This is a genomic window from Cupriavidus sp. P-10 (assembly GCF_003402535.2).
Taxonomy (GTDB): domain Bacteria; phylum Pseudomonadota; class Gammaproteobacteria; order Burkholderiales; family Burkholderiaceae; genus Cupriavidus.
On sequence record NZ_AP025172.1, the window covers coordinates 170,120 to 191,820 of the forward strand.

At 61.3% G+C, this 21,701-nt stretch carries 19 protein-coding genes; 10 read left to right on the forward strand and 9 right to left on the reverse strand.

Annotated features, from left to right (window positions below; genetic code table 11):
- Position 1 precedes the first annotated feature (1 nt).
- Genes CTP10_RS30805 through CTP10_RS30820 form a run of 4 tightly spaced genes read right to left on the reverse strand, consistent with a single transcriptional unit; the run spans position 2 to position 6,771 of the window.
- The gene (locus tag CTP10_RS30805; protein WP_116318496.1) at positions 2-1,465 is read right to left on the reverse strand and encodes an efflux transporter outer membrane subunit; all 1,464 of its coding nucleotides are present in this window, start codon (positions 1,463-1,465) and stop codon (positions 2-4) included.
- A complete protein-coding gene (locus CTP10_RS30810; protein ID WP_116318497.1) occupies positions 1,462-4,635 on the reverse strand; it encodes an efflux RND transporter permease subunit in 3,174 nt (1,057 codons plus the stop codon). The genes CTP10_RS30805 and CTP10_RS30810 overlap by 4 nt, the downstream gene beginning before the upstream one ends.
- A 4-nt stretch (positions 4,636-4,639) precedes the next feature.
- Positions 4,640-5,869 carry an efflux RND transporter periplasmic adaptor subunit gene (locus CTP10_RS30815; protein ID WP_116318498.1) on the reverse strand — a complete coding sequence of 410 codons (1,230 nt, stop codon included), beginning with the start codon at positions 5,867-5,869 and terminating at the stop codon, positions 4,640-4,642.
- Between the two features lie 47 nt (positions 5,870-5,916).
- Positions 5,917-6,771: an alpha/beta fold hydrolase gene (locus CTP10_RS30820; RefSeq protein ID WP_116318499.1), complete on the reverse strand. Its 855-nt coding sequence runs from the start codon at positions 6,769-6,771 to the stop codon at positions 5,917-5,919.
- 176 nt (positions 6,772-6,947) lie between these two features.
- Between CTP10_RS30820 and CTP10_RS30825 the strand changes: the two genes are divergently transcribed.
- On the forward strand, positions 6,948-7,571 hold the full coding sequence (locus CTP10_RS30825) for a CGNR zinc finger domain-containing protein (RefSeq protein WP_116318500.1): 624 nt from the start codon (positions 6,948-6,950) through the stop codon (positions 7,569-7,571).
- 108 nt (positions 7,572-7,679) lie between these two features.
- Here CTP10_RS30825 and CTP10_RS30830 read toward each other — a convergent pair whose 3' ends face one another.
- The 3 genes from CTP10_RS30830 to CTP10_RS30840 all read right to left on the reverse strand — a co-directional run bounded on the left by CTP10_RS30830 (position 7,680) and on the right by CTP10_RS30840 (position 10,470).
- A complete protein-coding gene (locus CTP10_RS30830) occupies positions 7,680-8,501 on the reverse strand; it encodes an ABC transporter permease (protein WP_116318501.1) in 822 nt (273 codons plus the stop codon).
- Position 8,502: 1 nt separating this feature from the next.
- Complete coding sequence (locus tag CTP10_RS30835) at positions 8,503-9,351, reverse strand: ABC transporter permease (RefSeq protein WP_116318502.1); 849 nt, start codon at positions 9,349-9,351, stop codon at positions 8,503-8,505.
- A gap of 93 nt (positions 9,352-9,444) precedes the next feature.
- On the reverse strand, positions 9,445-10,470 hold the full coding sequence (locus CTP10_RS30840; RefSeq protein WP_116318503.1) for an ABC transporter substrate-binding protein: 1,026 nt from the start codon (positions 10,468-10,470) through the stop codon (positions 9,445-9,447).
- 375 nt (positions 10,471-10,845) lie between these two features.
- Between CTP10_RS30840 and CTP10_RS30845 the strand changes: the two genes are divergently transcribed.
- The 4 genes from CTP10_RS30845 (at position 10,846) to argE (ending at position 14,249) form a co-directional block, all read left to right on the forward strand.
- Positions 10,846-11,259: a RidA family protein gene (locus tag CTP10_RS30845; RefSeq protein ID WP_116318504.1), complete on the forward strand. Its 414-nt coding sequence runs from the start codon at positions 10,846-10,848 to the stop codon at positions 11,257-11,259.
- A 6-nt stretch (positions 11,260-11,265) separates the two neighbouring features.
- On the forward strand, positions 11,266-11,937 hold the full coding sequence (locus CTP10_RS30850) for a DUF1028 domain-containing protein (RefSeq protein ID WP_116318505.1): 672 nt from the start codon (positions 11,266-11,268) through the stop codon (positions 11,935-11,937).
- 110 nt (positions 11,938-12,047) lie between these two features.
- The gene (locus tag CTP10_RS30855) at positions 12,048-13,007 is read left to right on the forward strand and encodes a LysR family transcriptional regulator (RefSeq protein WP_116318506.1); all 960 of its coding nucleotides are present in this window, start codon (positions 12,048-12,050) and stop codon (positions 13,005-13,007) included.
- A 69-nt stretch (positions 13,008-13,076) separates the two neighbouring features.
- On the forward strand, positions 13,077-14,249 hold the full coding sequence (argE, locus tag CTP10_RS30860; RefSeq protein ID WP_116318507.1) for an acetylornithine deacetylase: 1,173 nt from the start codon (positions 13,077-13,079) through the stop codon (positions 14,247-14,249).
- Between the two features lie 105 nt (positions 14,250-14,354).
- Here argE and CTP10_RS30865 read toward each other — a convergent pair whose 3' ends face one another.
- Positions 14,355-15,497 (reverse strand): alpha-hydroxy acid oxidase, encoded by a 1,143-nt coding sequence (locus CTP10_RS30865; RefSeq protein ID WP_116318508.1) that lies wholly within the window; start codon positions 15,495-15,497, stop codon positions 14,355-14,357.
- A gap of 95 nt (positions 15,498-15,592) precedes the next feature.
- The gene (locus CTP10_RS30870) at positions 15,593-16,846 is read right to left on the reverse strand and encodes a flavin-containing monooxygenase (RefSeq protein ID WP_116318509.1); all 1,254 of its coding nucleotides are present in this window, start codon (positions 16,844-16,846) and stop codon (positions 15,593-15,595) included.
- 423 nt (positions 16,847-17,269) lie between these two features.
- On the opposite strand from CTP10_RS30870, the gene CTP10_RS30875 reads away from it, so the two are divergent.
- The 5 genes from CTP10_RS30875 to CTP10_RS30895 all read left to right on the forward strand — a co-directional run bounded on the left by CTP10_RS30875 (position 17,270) and on the right by CTP10_RS30895 (position 21,645).
- A complete protein-coding gene (locus CTP10_RS30875; protein ID WP_116318510.1) occupies positions 17,270-18,418 on the forward strand; it encodes an ABC transporter ATP-binding protein in 1,149 nt (382 codons plus the stop codon).
- Positions 18,419-18,511: 93 nt separating this feature from the next.
- A complete protein-coding gene (locus tag CTP10_RS30880; RefSeq protein ID WP_116318625.1) occupies positions 18,512-19,489 on the forward strand; it encodes an NAD(P)H-quinone oxidoreductase in 978 nt (325 codons plus the stop codon).
- A 20-nt stretch (positions 19,490-19,509) separates the two neighbouring features.
- On the forward strand, positions 19,510-20,130 hold the full coding sequence (locus CTP10_RS30885; protein WP_116318511.1) for a glutathione S-transferase: 621 nt from the start codon (positions 19,510-19,512) through the stop codon (positions 20,128-20,130).
- Between the two features lie 17 nt (positions 20,131-20,147).
- Positions 20,148-20,609, forward strand: coding sequence for a type II 3-dehydroquinate dehydratase (locus tag CTP10_RS30890; RefSeq protein WP_116318512.1), 462 nt, complete (start codon positions 20,148-20,150; stop codon positions 20,607-20,609).
- A 79-nt stretch (positions 20,610-20,688) separates the two neighbouring features.
- Positions 20,689-21,645 (forward strand): 2-hydroxyacid dehydrogenase, encoded by a 957-nt coding sequence (locus CTP10_RS30895; protein WP_116318513.1) that lies wholly within the window; start codon positions 20,689-20,691, stop codon positions 21,643-21,645.
- Positions 21,646-21,701 lie beyond the last annotated feature (56 nt).

Consider the following 21,701-nt stretch of genomic DNA (forward strand, 5'->3'; position numbering starts at 1 on the left):
GTTACGTTCCATTCGTCGGCGCGGGCTCCCATCCACCACCGAGTGCACGAAACACGCCGACGGCGGCTCTCGCAGCATTGGCGCGATTTGCATCAACCTCATCGCGTGCGGTCAATAGTTGGCGATCGGCGACCAGAACATCTGTCAACGTGATGGAACCGGCGCGATACGCTTGCTCCGACAGGTCACGGGACTTGACAAGCGCTTGAACCTCATCCCTAAGCTGGGCCACATGAATCCCGGTCTGAGTCAGGGTGGTGAATGCGTTCTCCACATCCTCGGCAGCGCGAAGTACAGCCTTGCGATAGAGCGCCAGCGCCTCGGCATTGGCGCCGCGTGCCTGAGCTACCTCTGCGTCCACCTTGCCGAAATCGAACAGTCTCCAGCGCAACGCGCCGCCACCGGTGGCAGTGAAGGCGGTGGAAGTGAAAAGCTGCCCAGCGTTAAGACTGTCGAATCCAAGAGCGCCAGACAGCGAAATCTTGGGGTAGTAGTCGGAGATCGCCACGCCGATGCGCTCGCTCGATGCAGCCAGACGGCGCTCCGCAGCAATGATGTCGGGACGACGGCGCAACACCTCCTGTGGCACAGCATCCGCAGGCACTCCAGGGACTGCCGGAATATCGCTTACCGCACCAAGCTCTTGTGCATATGTGCCAGGCTGTACCCCCATCAGGACATCGAGTCGATTGAGTTGCTGCTCCAAGCCGATGCGCAACGGAGGAACAGAGGCCAACGCATGCTTCAGCAGCGCATCAGCCTGCGCAACCTCCCGTCCCTGTGCCGCGCCAGCATCGTAGCGGTCGCGTACCAGACGTAGCAGACGTTCATCCGTCTCAATCTGCTTTCCGGCGATTGCCAGTCTCGCCTGGTAGCCACGGATCTGGAAGTAGGCGTCAGCTACGTCGGCCGCGACCATCACACGAGTGCCCGCATGATCAGCTTCCGCTGCGATTGCTTCATATTCGGCGGCTGCCGCGCCACGCCGCAGCCCACCGAACAGATCAATTTCCCAGCTTGCAGCAGGACCAACCGTGTAGAAAGGTGTGTTCCGCCTGAAACCCGGACTTCCCGACGCGACAGAGCCGAGTGGGCCACGCAGGCTTTGATGGGTATAGCCTGCCGCGGCGTCGAAATCCACGGTCGGAAGAACCTGCGCGTCTGCGCTACTCGCTACTGCACGAGCCTGCTGTACACGAGCTATCGATGCCGCCAGATCCAGATTCTGGCCAAGTGCACGCTGGACGATATTGACAAGCATCGGGTCGTTAAACCCGTGCCACCATTTCTCCAGCGATGGCGCCGGCGCTGCTTTATTCGCTGCGGCGGCCGTGCTGTGGAACGGCGTCATATCGTTTGTTGGCGGCGATGTGTAGTCGGGGCCGACGGCGCAGCCTGCCAGCAGTGCGTTCAACAACAGGGTGCCTACGGCTGTCTTGGACAGCTTCGACGGAATGCGGGTCATGCTGACCTCCCAATGCCGAGTCGGCTCATGACGCCCGACACAGCCGGTTTGTTACGGACTCGGTGGATCATGCTGTAGAAGGCAGGCGTGAACAGCAGACCGAAGATCGTCACACCGAGCATTCCGAAGAACACCGCGGTACCGAGAGATTGCCGCATCTCAGAACCGGCGCCGGTGGCTACGACCAGCGGTGCCACACCGGCGATGAAGGCGAACGATGTCATCAGAATCGGGCGCAGGCGATTCCGAGCCGATTGCACTGCCGCATCTTCTGCGTTTGCACCATCCTCATCCTGCCGTTGCTTGGCGAATTCGACGATGAGAATCGCGTTCTTCGCCGCTAGTCCAAGGAGCACCACGAATCCAATCTGGGCCAGGATGTCGATCGGCATATTGCGCAGCTGCAGCCCCGAGGACGATGCAAGCAAGCACATCGGAACAATCAGGACAATGGCCAACGGCGTCTTCCAGCTTTCGTATTGCGCGGCCAGCACGAGGAATACGAACAGGGCCGCAGCAGCGAAAATGGCAATCGTCGGGGTACCGTGCTGCTGCTGCTGATATGCAAGGTCGGTCCACTCGAAGCCGATGCCTGGCGGCAACACTTCCCTGGCAAGCTCCTCCATGCGCTTTATCGCTGTACCGGAAGCCACCCCCGGCGCTGCGACACCCATCACTTCAGCTGCCGGGAACAGGTTGTGCCGTGGCACGCGATACGGCGAAGTCATATCCCTGAACGTGGCCACGGAACCGATAGGAACCATCTCCCCGTTTGCATTGCGCACCTTCAGCCGCGCAATATCCCCAGGCGTCTTGCGGAACGCTTCGTCGCCTTGGGCGAGCACTTGATAGGTGCGGCCGAGATAGTTGAAGTCATTGACGTATTGCGAGCCAAGATACAGCTGCAGAGTAGAGGAGATATCGGTAGTCGTCAGACCAATTTTCTCGGCCTTCAGACGGTCAATATCGGCATAGATCGACGGCGATCCGGCGTTGTACAGCGTAAAGACACCACCAAACGACTTGTCCTTGTTCGCTGCGGCGACCAGCGTATTTGCTGCCTTGGCCAGGGCCTGCGGTCCAAGCCCATCACGATCCTGCAGCATCAACTTGAAGCCGCCGGCGGCACCGAGGCCTTGAACTGCTGGCGGTTGCACGACGATGACATAGGCGTCCTTGATGACAGACAGCCGCTCCTGCAGTCTTTGAACCATCGACGCAGCCGTGACACCCTTTATGTGCTCACCATAGAGCGAAGGCAGGGAAGTGAAAACCGTCCCAACATTTGGCGCCACGGTCGACGTGGTGACATCGAAGCCTGCCGTTGCCGACGTGTGCGAGACACCAGGCGTCTTGAGGGCAATTTCATTGACTTCGCGCACGACCTTGTGGGTACGCTCGAGGCTTGACCCTGGTGGCAAATTGACAATCACTGCGAGATAGCCAATATCCTGGTCAGGAATGAAGCCAGTGCTCATGCGGGACATCTGCAGACCGGTAAGGCCGATCAGACTGACGTACGCCAACGCGACGATCATGCCGGCACGAGCCAGACGAGCAGTCATCCTGCCGTAGCGATCCGACAGCCATTCGAAACCGGCGTTGAACTTGCCAAAGCCCTGACGGATGAAGGCACCAATGCCATGAGCCTTTGCGTGCGTGTGCTCGTGCGGCTTAAGCATGACTGCGCACAGAGCCGGGCTCAGCGTCAGCGAGACGAAACAAGATATAGCCGTCGAAGCAGCAATTGTGATGGCAAACTGCTTGAAGAAGAGGCCAGAAATCCCCGAGAGGAAGGCCGTCGGGACGAACACGGCACACAGTGTTAACGCGATGGCAAGCAAAGCCGTCGAGACTTCTGTCATCGTCCGGCGAGCAGCCTCGCGTGGCGTCATGCCAAGACTCATGTTGCGCTCGACATTCTCGACCACCACGATGGCATCGTCCACCACGATCCCCACTGCCAGGACGAAGCCGAACAGTGATAGGTTATTCACCGACATTCCGAAGGCCGCCAGGACCGTAAAGGTGCCGAGCAGCGAAATCGGGATGGCAATCACCGGGATAATCGTGGCTCTCCAGCTCTGGAGGAACACGTAGACCACACCCACCACCAGAACGATGGCGATAAAGATGGTCAGAATGACTTCCTCAATCGAGTACGTTACGAAGTTGGTGGGATCGTAAGTCCTCATGTAATCGACGCCCGGCGGGAAATCCTTCTTGAGCTCCGTCATCTTGTCCCAGACCGCACGCTGCACTTCAACCACGTTTGCATCCGGCGTGGCGATGACCCACCAGGGCGCCGACACATGGCGGTCGGTGTAGGCCTTGGAACCATAGTCCACCGAGCCCAGTTCCACGCGGCCGACATCGCGGATGCGGGTGACACGGCCCTTGTTGTCGGCCTTGATGATGACGTCACCGAACTCTTCGGGCTTGGTCAGACGTCCCAACGCTTCGACGTTCACTTGATATGCCGCGCTGTTCGCGACGGGTGGTGCATTCAGCGCGCCGGCCGACACCTGGGCATTCTGGGCGCGAAGTGCTGCCATGATTTCGCTTGCGCTGATGTTGTATGCGGCTGCCTTATCCGGATCGATCCAGATACGCATGGCATAGCGGCGCTCGCCGAGTACCCAGAAGTCAGCGACACCAGGGACGCGTGCGATTTCGTCCCTTACACGGAGCATGTAGTTGGAAAGATACTCTGCGCTGCGCGAACCGTCCGGTGAATAGACGAGCACACCAAGCAACAGGGCTTGAATGGTCTTCTTTACCTGGACGCCCTGAAGCTGAACTTCTTGTGGCAGCCGGGACAACGTGTCCTGCACCCGGTTGCGGGTGAGCATCAGCGCGGTATTTGGATCCGTGCCGAGCTTGAAAATGACAGTGATGGTGAGTAATCCGTTCCCTGTCGACTGGCTACTGATGTACGACATGTTTTCCACGCCGTTGATGGCCTGCTCGAGCGGCGTGGCTACCGTGCGAGCGATGGTCTCGCCAGACGCGCCTGGATAGGCAGTCGTAATCTGAATGGTTGGAGGAACGATGTCCGGATATTGGGCCACGGGCAGCGTGGTCATTGCTGCCAGCCCGAACAGGACAACGAAGATATTGAGCACCGCGGCGAATCGTGGGTGGTCAATAAAGAAGTGAGCGAGCTTCACGGCATCAGTCCTGTTCGGCGAGCTTGATGGAGCCCGGCTGTGGCGCGATCTTCGAACCCGGCGTCGCAAGCGGTACACCGTCGAGGACGACCTGGTGGGTGGTAGCCAGGCCTGAGCGCACCACGCGCAGCCCGCCGCGAATGTCTCCGATCTCAACTTTCTTCGGGGTCACGATGTTGTCCTTGCCCACCGTGAGGACGATGTGTTCCGATTGATCCGCGAGGACGGAAGCATCCGGCACCAGCAGAGCCGGTTCGGGGATGGATACAGCCAGCCGAATGCGTGCGAACCCGCCCGGGGTCAGATTCAGATCAGGATTGCGGATCGTGGCACGCGCGTGGATCGTGCCGCTGGAGCGATCAAGGGTGTTGTCGATGAAATCCAGTGTGCCGTGCCGGTCGTACGTCGAGTCGCCGTTGAGAGAGATCTCAATCTTGTTGGCAAGTGGTCCCTTTTCCTTGGCGCGCTGCTGCTGGAACTTGATGTAGTCAGCCTCGCTCATGTCGAAATTCAGGTAGATCGGGTCTGTCGACACGATGGTGGCGAGCAAAGTGGTCGGACCGTTGGCTGCGCGGCTGCCGGCGATGATGTTGCCTGCAGAAACCTGGTGCGTACCAATCCGGCCAGTGAACGGCGCCTTGACACGCGTGCGCTCGAGGTCGAAACGTGCGTCCCGGATCTGTGCCTTCGCGTCGTTCACGGCCGCCTGGGCAGCACGCTGTTCAGCCAGACGCTGCTCAACGTTTTGCTGCGTACCTGCGTCGGCGTTCTTCAGCGTTTCGGCGCGCGTCAGTTCCCGGCCGGCCAGTTCGAGCCGAGCCGTCGCACTTTCGAGTCGAGCTTGTGCTTTGCTAAGTGCGATTTCATACGGCTCCGGGTCGATCACGAACAAAAGGTCGCCCTCACGGACGATATCGCCGTCCTTGAAATTTATTTGCTTCAAGGCGCCGCCAACTTGTGCGCGTAGCTCCACGGTTTTGACTGGCGAGAATTGGCCGAGAAAGCCGATGCGTGTCTCGATGTCTCGTTGAAGTGGAGCACTGACCGACACAACAGGTGCCTTGGCCGGAGCGGCCTGGACCTTGGTTGGACCTCCCACGTAAAGCGTCAACGCGCTGCCTGCCATGACAACCGAAACCACGGCGATGGAGCCAACCCATACAGATTTTCCCTTCTTGCAGGAAGCCCGGCCCGCGCTGAATCCGGCGTCGAGCCGAGTGATGTCGTCATTCATCTTCGTTCCTCATTTGATCTTGTAGAAGCGGCTCGGGGAGTCCGCGATCATCCGACCAGGAAATCGGAAATTGCCGCTGCGATATCCGCGGCATGCGTCTCCAGCGCGAAGTGGCCAGTATCGAAGAAGCGGACCTTCGCGGTGGGGATGTCGCGCTTGAAGGCCTCGGCTCCTGCGGGCAGGAAGAACGGATCGTTCTTGCCCCAGACAGCAAGAAAGGGAGGCTTGTGGTGGCGGAAATACTGCTGGAAGGCGGGATACAGCGCGACGTTGCTCTGGTAGTCGCCGAACAGGTCAAGCTGGATTTCGTCCGCGCCGGGGCGGCTCAGATAGTAGTCGTCGAGCGAGTATCCGTCCGGGGATACCGCCGCCGCATCGCTGACGCCGTGGGTGTACTGCCATATGGTGGTCTGCTTCGCCAGCAGCGTGCGAAGCGCCTCCCGGTTCTCGAGCGTGGGATCGTGCCAATAGGCCCGGATCGGGTTCCAGCCACCACTCAATCCCTCTTCATAGGCGTTTCCGTTCTGCGAAATGATCGCGGTGATCCGCTCCGGATGCCTGACCGCAAGCCGAAATCCCGTTGGCGCGCCGTAGTCGAAGACATACACCGCGAAGCGGTCGAACCCGATCACTTCCGTAAAGCGGTCGATCACGTTCGCGAGGTTGTCAAACGTGTAGGCGAAGGTATCGCGGCTCGGCATGTCTGAGAGACCAAATCCCGGCAGATCCGGCGCGACGATATGGAAACGATCGGCCAGCCGGGGGATCAGGTCCCGGAACATGTGGCTCGAACTCGGAAATCCATGCAGAAGCAGCAGTTTGGGCGCGCCCGCGTGGCCGGCTTCCCGATAGAACACGTTGAATCCGTCGACGTCAGCATGGCGATAAGCGATCGTGGACATGGCCTTTCCTTCATGAGTGATGGGGGTTCCTCTCGAACCGGACAGGCCTGAGACAGCACCGCTATCAGTAACCTATCCATTGTCTTTTTACAGGTTACAAACCAATAGCGTAACTTGTCAAGATGACTTTTGACGGTTACTATGGGAGGCATCGTGAACAGCAGCAGTCTTTCGATATGGACTACCGCCAGATTCCGGCGATGTTCGTCGCCGATGCGCCAGGGCTCGATTTCCTGAACTCGGTCGCGACACCAGTGGATGAGCAGGTCGACTGGATCAGCAATGGAGAAGGGTTGATGGCCTGGCTGGAACAGGCTGGACTGGTGCCGGCTGAGGCACTCGCGCTGCTACGGGCGAAACACACGCCAGAGGTCCTGGATGACATCGCCGCCAAGGCGCGTGGCCTGCGGGAGTGGTTCAGGGGATTTGTGCTGGAGAGGATGGGTCAACCGCTACTTGCACGGGATCTGGCCGAACTCGGGCCTTTGAACCGTTGGCTCGGGCGTGACGCACAGTACGGCGAGATCGTTGGCAGCGCGGACTCCGGGTTGGTTTTCCGTGCCAGGCGGCGCTGGGAATCGCCGGAGTCATTGCTGATGCCAATCGCGGAGTCTCTCGCCAGACTCGTGTGCGAGGAGGACTTTACCCATGTGAAGGCTTGTGAAGGCCAACGGTGCACGTTGTTATTTGCCGATCACACGCGAGGCCACGCCCGCAGGTGGTGCAGCATGGCGATTTGCGGCAATCGCGCCAAGGTCGCGGCGCACCGCAAGCGCCTCAAGGACGGGAATGCCGGCTGACGTTTCCCCAGCCAGCCCTCGATCTGGTCTGGAGCGGTAGGCACTCGCCTAGCAAGGATTTGCGCGAATTCGTCCTGCCGCTTCCCGGTTTTCAGCAGCGCATGCCGGTCAATGCCCTTCCTCGATATTGAGGATTTTCCCCAAGCCCAGAAAATAGTTCGCGAAGGCAAGCACGCTAGCTGTCACGGCAATATAGACGACCGACAGTGCAGCCAGCGTCGGATCGGCAAACTCCCGGACATAGTTGTACATGGAAACCGGCAGTGTCTGCGTGTCCTGCGTCGTGACGAAAAGCGATGCGGTGAATTCACTGAACGACATGATCGCCGCAAACAACCAGCCGCCAAACAGCCCCGGCGCGAGCAGCGGAATCGTAATCGTGAAAAGCACCTTCAGCGGCGACGCACCAAGGCTTGCTGCCGCCTGTTCCAGCCTTGCGTCCAGGTTTTCCATGGAAACATAGACGCTCTTCAGCACAAACGGCAGCACCAGCATCACGTGGCACAGGATAACGACGCCATATGAGCGGTGTATGGAGGCCTGTGACACCAGGATCAGCAGGCCCAGCCCCAGCGTGAAGTGCGGCACCACGAGAGGGGAATGCAGGATGGCCAGCAGCGTCTGCTTGCCGCGGAATTCCAGCCGTTTGACCGCAATCGACAGGCAGGTCCCGATCACCAGCGCAATGAACGAGGACCATGCGGTGATGACAAGGCTGGCGCGGAATCCATCCCGAAAATCCGGATAACTGAAGACGCGTGCAAACCATGTCAGCGAATAGGATTCAGGCGGGAAAGCGATGATCGCCTTTTCATTGAAGGCGGCGATCGTGACCACCACGACCGGCAGCAGCACGAATGCAAGCAGGATGGCGACGAGCAGCGGGCCCGCGACACGCAGCGGCAAAGGCAAGGCGCTTTTGATTCGCATTTTAGTGTTCTCCAACGGCTTTCAGGCGCTTGGTGAACAGCCCCAGGGAAAAGAGCGCTGCTGCCGTCAGCAGCAAGCCCATGACACTCAGGCTGGCCGCCAGCGGGAAGTTCATGGAAGCGAAGCCAAGCTGGTACACCAGCGTCGAGACCGTTGGCACGCGACCTCCGCCAATCATCTGAGGCGTCGCGAAGGCGCTGAAGGTCCAGGCGAACGCAGTTGTGATGCCAGCCAGAATGCCTGGTATCGAAAGCGGAAGCGTGACCGTGAGGAAGGTCCTGACCGGGCCGGCACCCAGGCTCTGGGCGGCTTTTTCATAGTCCCGGTCGATATGCGAAATTGCCGTGGCAAGCATCAGGACCACGACGGGAATCGTCACGTGCACCAGCGCGACCAGCACGCCCAGGTGTGTGAACATAAGTTCCAATGGCCAGTCGATCAGGCCAAGCTTTCGCAGCATGCCATTGATGAAGCCATTGCTGCCCAGGACTGCGATCCAGGAGTAAGTCCGGACGATTTCCCCCAGGAACAGGGGCGTGATGGACACCACGAGGATGAACGACTTGAGCGCACGGCTCCTGACGCGCACCAGGGCATAGGCCAGCGGGTACGCAACCAGCAGCGAAAAGACGGTCGTCTCCACGCTCAGCCACCAGGTGTTAGAGAACGCGTCGAGATAAATCGACTTGGTCAAACCGCCGAAGTTGGCGAACGTGAATCCGCCGACATCCAGGGAGCCGGGCACATACGCCCGGAAGCTGAACTGCAGGACCGCAATCAACGATATTGCGATGCACAGCGCGACAAGTACTGCTGGGGAGACCAGCCAGGCTCGTAGATCGGGGCGCATTCTTGAACCTTATTCCAGACGCACAATCGGCGAGGGAGGATCGCTGTGGCGCATGGCCGCCGCGACCCTCCCTCGATACGCTTACTATCGGGTTCAGTTCATGACGTTTTCAGTGAACCACTTCCGCCATTCCGCAGTCTTCTCGGCGCGCAGCTTGTGGTCCACGAGGATGGCCTTTTCCCACTGCTCTTTCGTCGTGAACACGCCGGGCAGCTTGGCGTCTTCAGGGGAAACCCTGGCGTCGTCGATGACGGGACTTGCCTTCTTCAAGGCCACGATCTTCGACTGGACCTCCGGCGACAAGGCGATATTCATGAACTTGTAAGCCAGATCGGCCTTGGTGGAGCCCTTGGTGATGGCCATGGTATCGATGCCGAGCACAGCGCCTTCCTTCGGCGTGACCAACTTGATGGGCACGCCCTGGCTGATCATGTGATAGGCGTTGATCGACAGGATGACCTGCACAGGTGTTTCGCCGGTGGCGATCAACTGCTGGGCATTCGCGTCATTGGTGTAGAACGCCTTGAAGTTGGGCTTGAGCGCCTTGAGCTTTTCCTGGCCTTTCTCCCAGCTTGTCGCTTCGCCGCCCGACAGCATGGCCGAAACCGCGACCACATGGCTCGGATCGAAGTCAGGCACGCCAATCTTGCCTTTCAGGGCCGGGCTCCACAGGTCGTTCCAGCTCTCGAACTTGATGCTGGGCGGCACCAGGTCCGCGCGATAGCCGATGGTATAGACATAGGCCCAGCTGCCGATGTGATAAGGGCTGATCCTGGCGCGATCGACAAGATGCTTGTAATTCGGGATCTTGCTCGTGTCCAGCTTTTCAAAGAGATTGCCGTTGGCGTAGAGCCAGCCGACATGGGAAGTCGTGAAGGTAACGTCGCTCTCGGGCTTGGAAGCAAGCTTCGCCTTGTTCAGGCGGTCAATGGTGCCGCCCGTGATGTACTTGACCGGCACGCCGGTTTGCCGCGTGAATTCTTTGCCGATGCTTTCATCGATGAGGTCGCGGAAACTACCGCCCCAGGTGCTTACCACCAGGGCCTCCTGGGCGGATGCCACCGTACTGCCAAACGCGGCGCAGAGCGTGCAAAGTGTCAAGAGCTTGCGAATCGTCATTTATAACCCCCAATCGAAAAGATAAGCATCTAATAGAACTGGAAATACGCTGGAACGTGCCACCGGGAAACGCAATCACAATGCGGAGAAACGTCGCTGGTCAGGGCAGAGAGGGCATGCTTGATCAGCGCAGGCGCACCCCGCAAGCGCCAAGTCAGTTTTTTCGTAGGGGTGCCTCACATTTCCCGATGGGGTTGTGGATTGTTCCGCCGTCTGGAACAGATTAGCGGCCGTCTGAGGTTCGGTGGTATTCGGAAATTCCTTAACGGCCAGCAGGAAAATATAAATGGCGCCGCCGGCCGCTGCGCATGACCATGCAGTCGGGGAGCAACACTCCCAAACTCCCGCCACCTGCTGAATTGACCTGAATCGACCATGAAGCACACCCGCATCCGCACCTTCAACACGAGAGTTACCTACCCGGAACAGAATCTGGACAACGACCTTTGCCAGGCCGTTGTCGCGCGAGGCAGCACAGTTTTTCTGCGAGGGCAGATCGGCCAGAACCTCGACACCTCGGAGAGCGTGTGCATCGGGGACGCCGCCGGACAGGCGGAGCAGGCCATGGCCAACATCGCAATGCTGCTCGAGGAAGCCGGCGGCGAGCTCGAGGACATCTGCAAGATCACGATCTACATCATCGACCCGCGCTACCGTGAAGCGGTCTATCGTGTCGTGGGCCGCTGGCTGAAGGGTGTCTTCCCGGTCTCGACCGGCATCGTCGTATCGGCGCTGGCCCGCCCCGAGTGGCTGGTCGAGATCGACGCCACCGCTGTCATCCCTGACTGAACTGCCATGACCTTCTCCATCATCGCACGGTGCCCCGCCACCGGCCAGTTCGGCGCAGCCGTGGCATCCTCCTCGCCGGCGGTTGCCGCGCGCTGCATCCGCGGCCGCAAAGGGGTCGGCGCAGCCGCGAGCCAGAATATTACCGATCCGGATCTGGGTCCGCTCGCCCTGGACCTGATGGCGAGCGGCCTCACGCCTGAACGCGCGCTCGCCGAACTGCAGACGCGCCCCCACATCGAGTATCGCCAGCTCATGGCCATCGACGCGCACAACCCGCCGGTGGTATTCACGGGTGCCAGGGCGCTGGGCAACCTGGCAAGCGTGGTCGGCACCCATGCCGCATGCGCGGGCAACATGCTGGCGACGCGTGACGTGCCCCAGGCCATGCTGTCGGCGTTCGAACAGACCGGGGGCGTGCTGGCGGAACGTCTGATGCAGGCCATGCTCGCCGGCCAGGTTGCCGGAGGCGAGGAGGGTCCGGTGCACTCGGCAGGCCTGTTGGTGTACGACGCGCAGAACTGGCCTGTCGTGGACCTGCGCCTGGACTGGGTGGAGAACGATCCGGTCGGGGCGCTCTATGCCGCCTGGCAGGTTTACGCGCCGCAGCTGAAGGACTATATCCAGCGGGCGCTCGATCCCCGGGCGGCGCCCAGCTTCGGCGTTCCCGGAAACCTGTGACCTGACCGCCGCATCGAATGACAGCGTGCCAGCGCCGGTCAGGCGGCCGGCGCTCGAAAGGGCAAACCCTCTCCAGTACACTGGAGCGTTCACCTTTTCTTGATCTCGACATGCTCAATCGCATTTCCCTGCGCCAGATGGAGTATTTCGTCGCAACGGCGAAGCACGGCAGCATCTCCGCCGCGTCGTCGCAAATCCATATCTCCTCGCCCTCGATCTCCGCAGCGATCGCTCATATCGAGACCGAACTGGGCGCGCAGCTGTTTGTACGCCATCCTTCCAAGGGCATCGGCCTGACCCCCGTCGGCACGCTGGTTCTGCAGCACTGCGAAGATATGCTCGGACGGTCGTCCCGACTCTATGAAATCGCCTCTGATTCGAGCGACGTTATTCAGGGTACCTTGCGGGTGGGAAGCTTCCAGTCCCTCACGCCCATGATTGCGCCCGAGGTCATCTTCGGCTTTTCGCGCGCCTTCAAGAAAGTCGATCTGCAGATGGTCGAAGGCGACCAGGAGGTCTTGATGAACAAGCTCCATGCGCTCGAGATCGACCTGGCCATCACCTACGACCTGCACCTGGGCGATGACATCCAGTTCGAGACCCTGGCGACGATGCCGCCCTATGTCCTGGTGAGCGAGGTCCACCCGCTGGCGCAGCAGAAAGTCGTCTCCTTCGAAGAGCTGGCGCCCGAACCCTACGTCCTGCTCGATATGCCGATGAGCCGGGACTATTTCGCCTCCCTGTTTGAAAAGGCCGGCGTGACACCGAACATCGCGGCGCGTTCGCAGTCCACGGAAGCAGTGCGGGCCCTGGTTGCCAACGGAATTGGCTACGCGCTCTTCAATGTGCGCCCCAAATCCAATCAGTCGCTCGATGGAAAGCGCATGGTGCGAGTCCGCCTTGCCGGTACCCATCGGCCCATGCTGCTCGGCCTGGCGACTTACAAGCCGATGAAGCAGTCGAGATTGACGAGAATCTTCATGGAGCGCTGCCGGGCTTATATCTCCGACCAATACATTCCCGGAATGAGCGCTCCAAGTTTCTTCGACCCCCATTTGGCAGCGCCCTGAATCGGCGTCGTGAAGCGCCATCTTCATCGGTCATGCCGCATTCGGGAATACCCCATGAAAACGCCAGAGATGGAACATCAAACCTCTTCCGCAAGCGTCTCGCTCCTGGAGACGCTCGTTTCTTTCTCATCGGTTTCCCTGAAGCCAAACATCGCGCTCATCCACAAGGTCCAGGACATCCTGGCGGAGGCCGGCGTCGCATCGATGCTCGTGCCCGACCCGCAAGACCCCAGCCGATCCAATCTGTTTGCGTCGGTTGGTCCGGTGGGCGTTCCGGGCGTTCTGCTCTCCGGCCATACCGATGTGGTGCCGGTGGAAGGCCAGCCCTGGACTTCGCCCCCTTTTGTGGCAACGCACCGGGATGGCCGCATCTACGGACGCGGCACAGCCGACATGAAAGGTTTCGTGGCCTGCGCCGTCACGGCCATGGTGGCAGCCGCCCGGCGGCCGCTCCAGCGCCCCTTGCAACTGGCGCTGTCCTTCGATGAGGAAATCGGCTGCGTTGGCGTGCGCCACCTGCTGCGCCGCCTGGAGAACAGCCTCCCCGCACCCTACCTGTGCCTTGTCGGCGAGCCGACCCTGATGCGGATCGGCACCGGTCACAAGGGCAAGGCTGCCTACCGGGCGGTCTGCTGCGGGCAGGCCGGCCACTCGGGCCTGGCGCCCAGGTTCTTCAACGCCATCCACATGGCCAGCGACCTCGTCGCATCCCTGCGGGACGTGCAGCGTGAACTGGCGGAAAGCGGCCCGCGCGACGAGGGCTACGGCGTGCCCTACAGCACGGTCCACGCCGGCGTCATTCACGGCGGCCGCGCCTTGAACATCGTGCCCAGCGAATGCGAAGTCAGCTTCGAGATTCGCAACGTCTCGGAAGATAAGCCCGAGAAGATCCTGAAGCGCGTCCTGGAACGCCTGGCCGAGCGCGTCAGGAATGAGGCGCTAGATCCCGCGGCGCCCTTGCCGGACATCCAGATGACGAACAGCTATCCCAGCCTGAACACCCGCGAGGATTCGCCCGCGGTCGGCCTGCTCGCCTCGCTGCTCCCCCCGGGCACCCCGTGCGCCAAGGTGGACTATGGCAGCGAGGGTGGATTATTCCAGCGGAGCTGGAACGAAACGCCAGTGCTGATCTGCGGGCCCGGCAGCATTGAAGTTGCTCACAAGGCCGACGAGTATGTGGAGCTGGCGCAGATCGAAGCCTGCGACCGCATGCTGGCCGGGCTCGTCGAGTTTCTCTGTTAATGAGCTGGCGTCCAGGCCAGCTTCGGCCCAGACGCCTCGGAGACGCTATCCAAATGCAGCGAAGCGGTTCTGAGGACCGGACGCCAGGATTTTCCTGAAAGCGTCTTACTTCGTCAGCAGGATGCTGCGGTCGACCGACTGGATATCCGTCTTGCCGCAAAACGCCATGGAGAGATCGAGCTCGTTCTGAATGATGTTCAGGGCCATGGTCACGCCTTGCTCGCCGAGGGCGCCCAGTCCATACATCATGGCGCGACCGATATACGTGCCACGCGCCCCGAGCGCGACAGCCTTGAGCACATCCTGGCCCGAGCGGATGCCGCCATCCATGTGGACTTCCACGCGATCCCCGACGGCTTCGACGATGCGCGGTAAGGTGGAGATCGATGACGCGGCGCCATCCAGCTGGCGCCCGCCATGGTTCGACACGATGATGGCATCGGCGCCGCTTTCCACCGCCAGCCGCGCATCCTCGGGGTCCTGGATGCCCTTGACGATCAGCTTCCCATGCCACCGCTGCTTGATCCATTCGATATCCTGCCAGGATAGGCACGGATCGAACTGCTCCTGCGTCCACTCCACCAGCGACCCGATATTGTCGACGCCCCTGGCATGCCCGACGATATTGCCGAACTGACGATGTCTGGTACCCAGCATGCCGATGCACCAGCGCGGCTTGCTCGCCATGTCCACAAGATTGCGCAGGGTCGGCCTGGGCGGCGTCGACAGACCGTTTTTCTTGTCCTTGTGCCGCTGGCCGAAGACCTGCAGGTCCATCGTGACCACGAGCGCCGAGCAATTGGCATTCCTGGCACGGCCGATCAGGCTTTCGACAAATGTCCGGTCGCGCAGCACATACAGCTGAAACCAGAACGGATGGCGCCCGGTCGCTTCGGCCACCGCCTCGATCGAGCAAATGCTCATGGTGGACAACGTGAATGGGATGCCGTGCTGCTTCGCCGCGCGAGCGGCCAGGATTTCTCCATCGGCGTGCTGCATGCCGGTCAATCCGGTGGGCGCGATCGCCACCGGCATGCTGACCGGCTGGCCCACCATGGTGCTGGTGGTACTGCGCTCGGTAATGTCGACCGCCACGCGCTGGCGGAATTCGATACGCTGAAAATCCGCCTCGTTGGCACGGTAGGTATATTCGGTCCACGAACCGCCGTCGACATAGTCATAGAACATGCGCGGCACGCGCTTTCTTGCCAGCTTGCGCAGATCTTCGATGCACGTCATCTCGGCCATGGGGTCTCCCTTGAAAAAACAAAAAGCTGCCGGATCACCCGATCCGGCAGCTCGTCCGTGCAACCTAGTTACCAATGACTGGTCACCGTGCAGCCTCAAGACCGCCGATACGTCATATAGCCGTTCTGGAGCACGATATGGTCAGCGATGTATTTCGCATCGTGCCAGACGCCATAGATGAAGGACGACGCCCGGTTGACCAGATTCGGCAGGCCAAGGAAATAGATGCCGCCCTCCGCGGAGATGCCGCGCTTGTGGAACGGATCGCCTTTCTCGTCGAAGGCATTCTTCACGTTCAGCCAGTTGAAATCGAACTTGAAACCGGTCGCCCAGAGAATCGTGGTGATGCCGGCTTCAGCCAGATCGAGGCTGAGGATCGGGTTCTTGAGGCACTCCGGGTCCGGTAGCAGCTCCCAGGCGTCAGGTTCCGGCGGAAATGGCAGGCCATTCTCTTCGATATAGGCATCCGCTTCGCGCAGCACGTCGAAGTAGGCGCGGTCGCCTTCGGCGATGTTTTCGGGCAGGCCTGGCTCGAAGGTCATGACGCCATCCTTGCAGGCTTGGGTCAGGCCGACCAGGTTGATGCCCGCGTGCGCCAGTCGCCGGAAATCCACGGTCTTGCCGCCTTCATAGCCGCTCACGGCGAAAGCGACGTGCGCCTTCTTGGGCCGGATCCTCACTTCATCCCACAGGCCGAGGGCGCCCAGCCACCAGCAGTAGTCACGGCCCCGGTACGCGCGCGGCGGGCGGTAATGCTCGCCGACCGAGAGATAAACCGTCTTCCCGGCCTGGCGCAGTTCTTCGGCGATCTGCGAGCCGGAAGCGCCCGCGCCCACCACGAGCACCGCGCCTTCCGCCAATTGGCGCGGATTCTTGTAAGTCGAGGAATGCAGCTGCTGGATTTTCTCGCTCTCAGGGACGATCCTCGGATAGGCCGGCGTCTGGAACGGGCCAGTTGCGGCAACGACGTTGTCTGCCTCGATGATGCCCTCGGAAGTCGTCACCCTGAAGCCGGGACGCCCTTGATGCCGCTCCACCAGCTTGACTTCCACGCCGGTACGGACCGGCGCTTTCAGCATGGCGGCGTAGCTCTCGAAATACTGGGCCATGCGCTCTTTCGGCGGAAAAGCCTCCGGCGAAATGCCTTCGAATCTCATCCCGGGAAAACGGTCATGCCAGGCCGGTCCGTTCGCAACCAGAGAATCCCAACGCTCGGAGCGCCAGCGCTCTGCGATTCGGCTGCGTTCCAGCACGACATGCTGCACATCCATATGCGCGAGGTGCTCACTCATGGCGATGCCCGCCTGGCCAGCACCGACCACCACGGTGTTGATTTTTTCCACTGACATTTGAGTTTCCTAAGATTAGACGCCCCGGTCAGTCGCCCCGGCACGGAAGCATCGACAGCAAGGCGTACTGGCGCCCTGGAGACATCGCTCATCGACAGTGGCCAGTTTGATGAAGCCCTCATCGTTTGAAAATCACGTTTTTCAAACTCATGGCTTAGGAAAAAGTAAAGCGCCGGCCGAAGGGTGCCGCATTGCCGGCCGTCGCCACCCGGGCACCCGCGCACCACAAGGCGTGCCGGGCCATCGCATCCGCGTCGCCTGCGCCTGAAGGCGGCTATTTCGTTTTTTCCGAGGGACCGCATCAGTTTCGGCAAAGTCACCATGCTGGCGCTTTGCCTTATGCTGCCTTCCAGTACCAGCTAGGCCTCGATGTCATCGGGCCCAAGCCTGGAGCACGGCATAGTCCTCACTCTCCGTACCACTATGAACGTAGCCAACTCCGAGCCTGCCGCACAGCAACGCCACGCACAGCCCGATACCGCCGTCAGCCTGGAACGGGTGGTCAAGAAATATCACGACCACATCGTGCTGCACGAGCTCTCGCTGAAGATACGACGCGGTGAATTTCTCACCTTGCTGGGACCGTCCGGCTGCGGCAAGACGACGCTCCTCAACCTCATCGCCGGCTTTGCGGAGGCCGACACCGGCGAGATTTTCATCGATGGCCAGCCGGTGACCTGCGAACCGCCGCACAGGCGGCAGATCGGCATCGTCTTCCAGAACTACGCGCTCTTTCCCCACATGACCGTCGAGCGCAATATCGGCTATGGCCTGCGCATGCGCGGCGTAAGCAAGGACGAAATCGCGCAGCGCGTGAAGCAGTCAATGGACCTGGTAAAGCTCGGCGGCCTTGGGCACCGCAAGCCCCGCGAGCTCTCGGGCGGCCAGCAGCAGCGCGTCGCGCTGGCGCGGGCGCTGGTGATCCAGCCCAAGGTACTGCTGCTGGACGAGCCCTTCTCGGCCCTGGACAAGAACCTGCGCGGCTCCATGCAGGCGGAGATCCGGGAAATCCAGCGCCGCCTGGGCCTGACTACAGTTTTCGTCACCCACGACCAGGGCGAGGCGCTGGCCATGTCCGACCGGATCGCGGTGATGTCGAACGGCGTCATTCGGCAGATCGCGTCGCCGGCCGACCTGTATCAGAACCCGCAAGACCCGTTCGTGGCGTCCTTCCTGGGCGACGTGAACATCCTGCCGGGGCACTATCACGGCCAGACGGCAACGGCAGTGCAATTGCGTCTGGGCTCGGGGCTCATCAGCGTCCCGCATGCCCGCCTGGCCGACGCATCGCACGACGGGGAAAGGCTGGACGTGTACGTGCGCCCGGAGCACATCAAGCTAGAGAATCTGCATTCCGAATCGGTGTTGAGCGGCACGGTGATCAATCACGTCTACCAGGGCGATCACATCAATACGTTCATTGACGTGGACATTCCCATGGCGGCGCGTCAGGTCGTGACGGTGCGCAGTGCGGGCCTGAGCGCCATGCAGCAATGGCCCATTGGTTCCGTTGCGGGACTTGCGCTGCCTGATGATGGCGTCAGCATTTTCAGTCCGCAGAAGCGGACGTAGGAACAGAGGCAAGATCGCAACGCGAAGGCATCACGCAACGCGTCAGACAACGCAGCCTGAGAAAACACACCCATGACCAGTCTCCCGCGCTTCATGCAAGCCATCATCGCCCGTGAACCCGGCGACGCCAGTGTATTGACGCTGGCCGACCGCCCCCTGCCCGAGCCCGGTGCTGGCGAAGTCCTGCTGCGCGTGCTCGCCGCCGGCGTCAACCGGCCCGACATCATGCAGCGTCACGGTATCGCGAAGCCGGCGCCCGGCATCACCGACGTGCTCGGCCTGGAAGTGTGCGGCGAAGTGGTCGCCTGCGGTCCCGGTGTGGACAGCCAGCTGATGGGTCAGCGGCTGATGAGCCTGGTGCCCGGCGGCGGTTATGCACAGTGGTGTACGGCGCCGGTCGATCAGTCCTTCATCGTTCCCGGCACGCTTTCCGATGTCGAGGCAGCGGCCTTGCCCGAGGGGCTGTTCACCGTGTGGCACAACCTGTTCGAGTTGGGCCGCCTGGCCATGGGCGAGACCGTCCTGATTCACGGTGCAGCCGGCGGTATCGGCACGCTCGCGATCCGGATGGCGCATGCCGCCGGCGCAACCGTCATCGCCACCGACAACGACGAAAGCCGTTTTCCGGAACTGCGCGCGATGGGCGCCGATGCGACGATCTGCTGGCCCACCACCGATTTCACCGAGGCGTGCCTGGCGTACACCGATGGGCGAGGGGTCGACGTCGTCATCGATATCGTAGGCGGCGACTATATCCGCCGCAATCTTGCCGCCATGGCCTTCGGCGGCCGCCATGTCAGCCTGTCCTTCATGCAGGGTTCGGCGGTCAATGTTGAACTGCTGACGCTGATGCAGCGCCAGGCGAGCCTGCATTCGTCCACCATGCGCCCCCAGAGCCATTACGAAAAGACCCGGATGGCCCAGAGCATTGCGCGCCATGTGATCCCGCTGCTGAATAACGGACGGGTCAGGCCCCGCGTCCACGCCACCTTCCCGCTCGCGGAGGCGGTCGCGTCCCACCAGATGCTGGAAAGCGGCAAGGTCTTCGGCAAACTGGTCCTGATTCCCTAGAGCCTGTCATCCAATCAAGCATGCTGAAACTTCTTTTCGCTCCGACTTCGCCATTCGTGCGCAAGGTCATGGTCTGCGCACACCTGACGGGGCAGGTCGAGTCCATCGAACTGCTGGACAGCGCCGCCCATCCGGTGCGGCGCGACCCGCGTATCGCGGCCCACAACCCGCTCGCAAAAGTCCCGACGCTGATCCTGGAAAATGGCCAGTCCATCTATGACAGCCGGGTGATCTGCGAGTACCTGGCTAGCCGCGCAGACGCCGCGCACATCTTTCCCGTCTCCGGTCCCGCGCGGTGGACGGCCCTGACCCGTCAGGCACTGGGCGATGGCCTGCTCGACGCCGCGCTGCTCGCGCGCTACGAACGGACCGCGCGCCCCGAGGAAGTCCAGTGGCCCACGTGGCGCGAAGCGCTGCTGACGAAAGTCAGCGCCTGCCTCGAGTCAATCGACGCCATCGCACCGGACCTGGCGGTAGCGCAGCCAACCATCGGCGAAATCACCATCGGCTGCGGGCTGGGGTACCTGGACTTCCGGTTTCCCGAACTCGATTGGCGCGCCCAATACGGCAACGCGGCACGCTGGAATGAGGCTTTCCAAAGCCTGCCCGCCATGCAGGCCACGCGCCCCCCCGAAGGTTGAGATACCGAGGTCAGAACATGAGCGAACGGATTACCATCTGGTTCCTGAACGGGCCCAATGCCAATCTTTATGGCCTGGATGCCAACAAGACGTACGGCAGCGACAGCTTTCCGGTGCTGCAGTCACGATGCGAGCAAAAGGCCGAGTCACTGAATGCCGGCCTGCGCTTCTTGCAGTCGAACTACGAGGGGCAGCTGGTCGACTGGATCCAGGAAGCGCGCGGCGTGGCGGACGGCATCATCATCAATGCGGCCGGCCTGACCTACTCGTCGATTCCGATCCTCGATGCCTTGCTGGCTTTCCCCGGCCCGATCATCGAAACCCATATGAGCAACATCTGGAAGCGCGAGTCGTTCCGCCACCATTCCTACATCTCCAAGGTCGCGCATGGCGTGATCGCCGGGCTGGGCGGCGACGGCTACGAATTTGCCATCGAGGCCGTCACGCGGCTGGTGCAGAAAGGCAGGGCAACGGCCTGATTTCCATGCGCACGCGGACAGGCAGCAAGGTGTCCTTTCGCTGCCGGTTCTTGCCAATTCTCTCAATGCGGTCCTCAAGATGCCAATTTCTGAAGTCACCCCTTCGGGCGCGCTGGCCTTCTACAGTGCATTCGACGATTTCGACACGTGGAAGCGCGCGCTCCAGGCCCAGCTCCCGAATCTGAAGGTTATTCACTCCAGCGAAATCACCCGGCCGGCCGACATCCACTACGCGCTCGCCTGGAAACCGCCGGAGCAATTTTTTTCCGGGATGACGAACCTGCGCCTGATCGTCAATCTGGGGGCAGGGGTTGATTCACTGGTTCAGCGGCAGGATCTTCCCCCGGGCATTCCGATCACACGGCTCACGGACCCGCAGATGGCGCGCATGATGGCGGGGTACGTGCTGTTCTCCGTGCTGCGGCACGCCCGGGACATCCCGTACTTCGAGCAGGCACAGCGGCGGGGTGAGTGGGCCTACCGTCATCCCCGTTCCCCGGGAGATATCCGCGTGGCGGTTCTGGGACTCGGTCAGCTGGGCGCGAAAGCGGCCCACGAACTGCAGCGCCAGGGATTCAAGTTGATCGGCTGGTCGCGCAGCCCGGCGCAGATCGAAGGCGTGGAATGCTTTGCCGGACTGGAAACGCTCGACACCGTGCTCGGACAGGCGGACATTGTCGTCGTGATGCTGCCGCTCACGCCGCAGACGGCCGGCATCCTGGATCGGGCGCGACTCGAGCGGCTGCCGCGAGGCGCGTCCTTCATCAACGTTGCGCGGGGCGCGCTGGTCGATCAGGCGGCGCTGACGGACCTGCTTCAAAGCGGCCATATCGGCGGGGCAACCCTGGACGTTTTCGAGCGCGAACCTTTGCCGGCCGGGGATCCGCTGTGGAGCATGCCCAATGTGCTGATCACACCCCACCTGGCTTCGGTGGCGATTCCCTCATCCGCGGCAAGACAGATTGCGGAAAATATTCTTCGTGTTTCCGCCGGCGAATCCGCGAACAACATCATCGATCCAGCACGCGGATATTGAGGTATGGACTACGTCCGGCGTAACGCGCCGGACGTGTGGAGCGGACGAAAGGCCAG

Coding starts and splice junctions, on each gene's coding strand:
- CTP10_RS30850 (WP_116318505.1), top strand. CDS start 11,266: ATGACCTTCTCCATCATCGCACGGTGCCCCGCCACCGGCCAGTTCGGC.
- CTP10_RS30840 (WP_116318503.1), bottom strand. CDS start 10,470: ATGACGATTCGCAAGCTCTTGACACTTTGCACGCTCTGCGCCGCGTTT.
- CTP10_RS30880 (WP_116318625.1), top strand. CDS start 18,512: ATGCAAGCCATCATCGCCCGTGAACCCGGCGACGCCAGTGTATTGACG.
- CTP10_RS30835 (WP_116318502.1), bottom strand. CDS start 9,351: ATGCGCCCCGATCTACGAGCCTGGCTGGTCTCCCCAGCAGTACTTGTC.
- CTP10_RS30820 (WP_116318499.1), bottom strand. CDS start 6,771: ATGTCCACGATCGCTTATCGCCATGCTGACGTCGACGGATTCAACGTG.
- CTP10_RS30870 (WP_116318509.1), bottom strand. CDS start 16,846: ATGTCAGTGGAAAAAATCAACACCGTGGTGGTCGGTGCTGGCCAGGCG.
- CTP10_RS30895 (WP_116318513.1), top strand. CDS start 20,689: ATGCCAATTTCTGAAGTCACCCCTTCGGGCGCGCTGGCCTTCTACAGT.
- argE (WP_116318507.1), top strand. CDS start 13,077: ATGGAACATCAAACCTCTTCCGCAAGCGTCTCGCTCCTGGAGACGCTC.
- CTP10_RS30805 (WP_116318496.1), bottom strand. CDS start 1,465: ATGACCCGCATTCCGTCGAAGCTGTCCAAGACAGCCGTAGGCACCCTG.
- CTP10_RS30830 (WP_116318501.1), bottom strand. CDS start 8,501: ATGCGAATCAAAAGCGCCTTGCCTTTGCCGCTGCGTGTCGCGGGCCCG.
- CTP10_RS30825 (WP_116318500.1), top strand. CDS start 6,948: ATGGACTACCGCCAGATTCCGGCGATGTTCGTCGCCGATGCGCCAGGG.
- CTP10_RS30855 (WP_116318506.1), top strand. CDS start 12,048: ATGCTCAATCGCATTTCCCTGCGCCAGATGGAGTATTTCGTCGCAACG.
- CTP10_RS30885 (WP_116318511.1), top strand. CDS start 19,510: ATGCTGAAACTTCTTTTCGCTCCGACTTCGCCATTCGTGCGCAAGGTC.
- CTP10_RS30865 (WP_116318508.1), bottom strand. CDS start 15,497: ATGGCCGAGATGACGTGCATCGAAGATCTGCGCAAGCTGGCAAGAAAG.
- CTP10_RS30890 (WP_116318512.1), top strand. CDS start 20,148: ATGAGCGAACGGATTACCATCTGGTTCCTGAACGGGCCCAATGCCAAT.
- CTP10_RS30875 (WP_116318510.1), top strand. CDS start 17,270: ATGAACGTAGCCAACTCCGAGCCTGCCGCACAGCAACGCCACGCACAG.
- CTP10_RS30815 (WP_116318498.1), bottom strand. CDS start 5,869: ATGAATGACGACATCACTCGGCTCGACGCCGGATTCAGCGCGGGCCGG.
- CTP10_RS30845 (WP_116318504.1), top strand. CDS start 10,846: ATGAAGCACACCCGCATCCGCACCTTCAACACGAGAGTTACCTACCCG.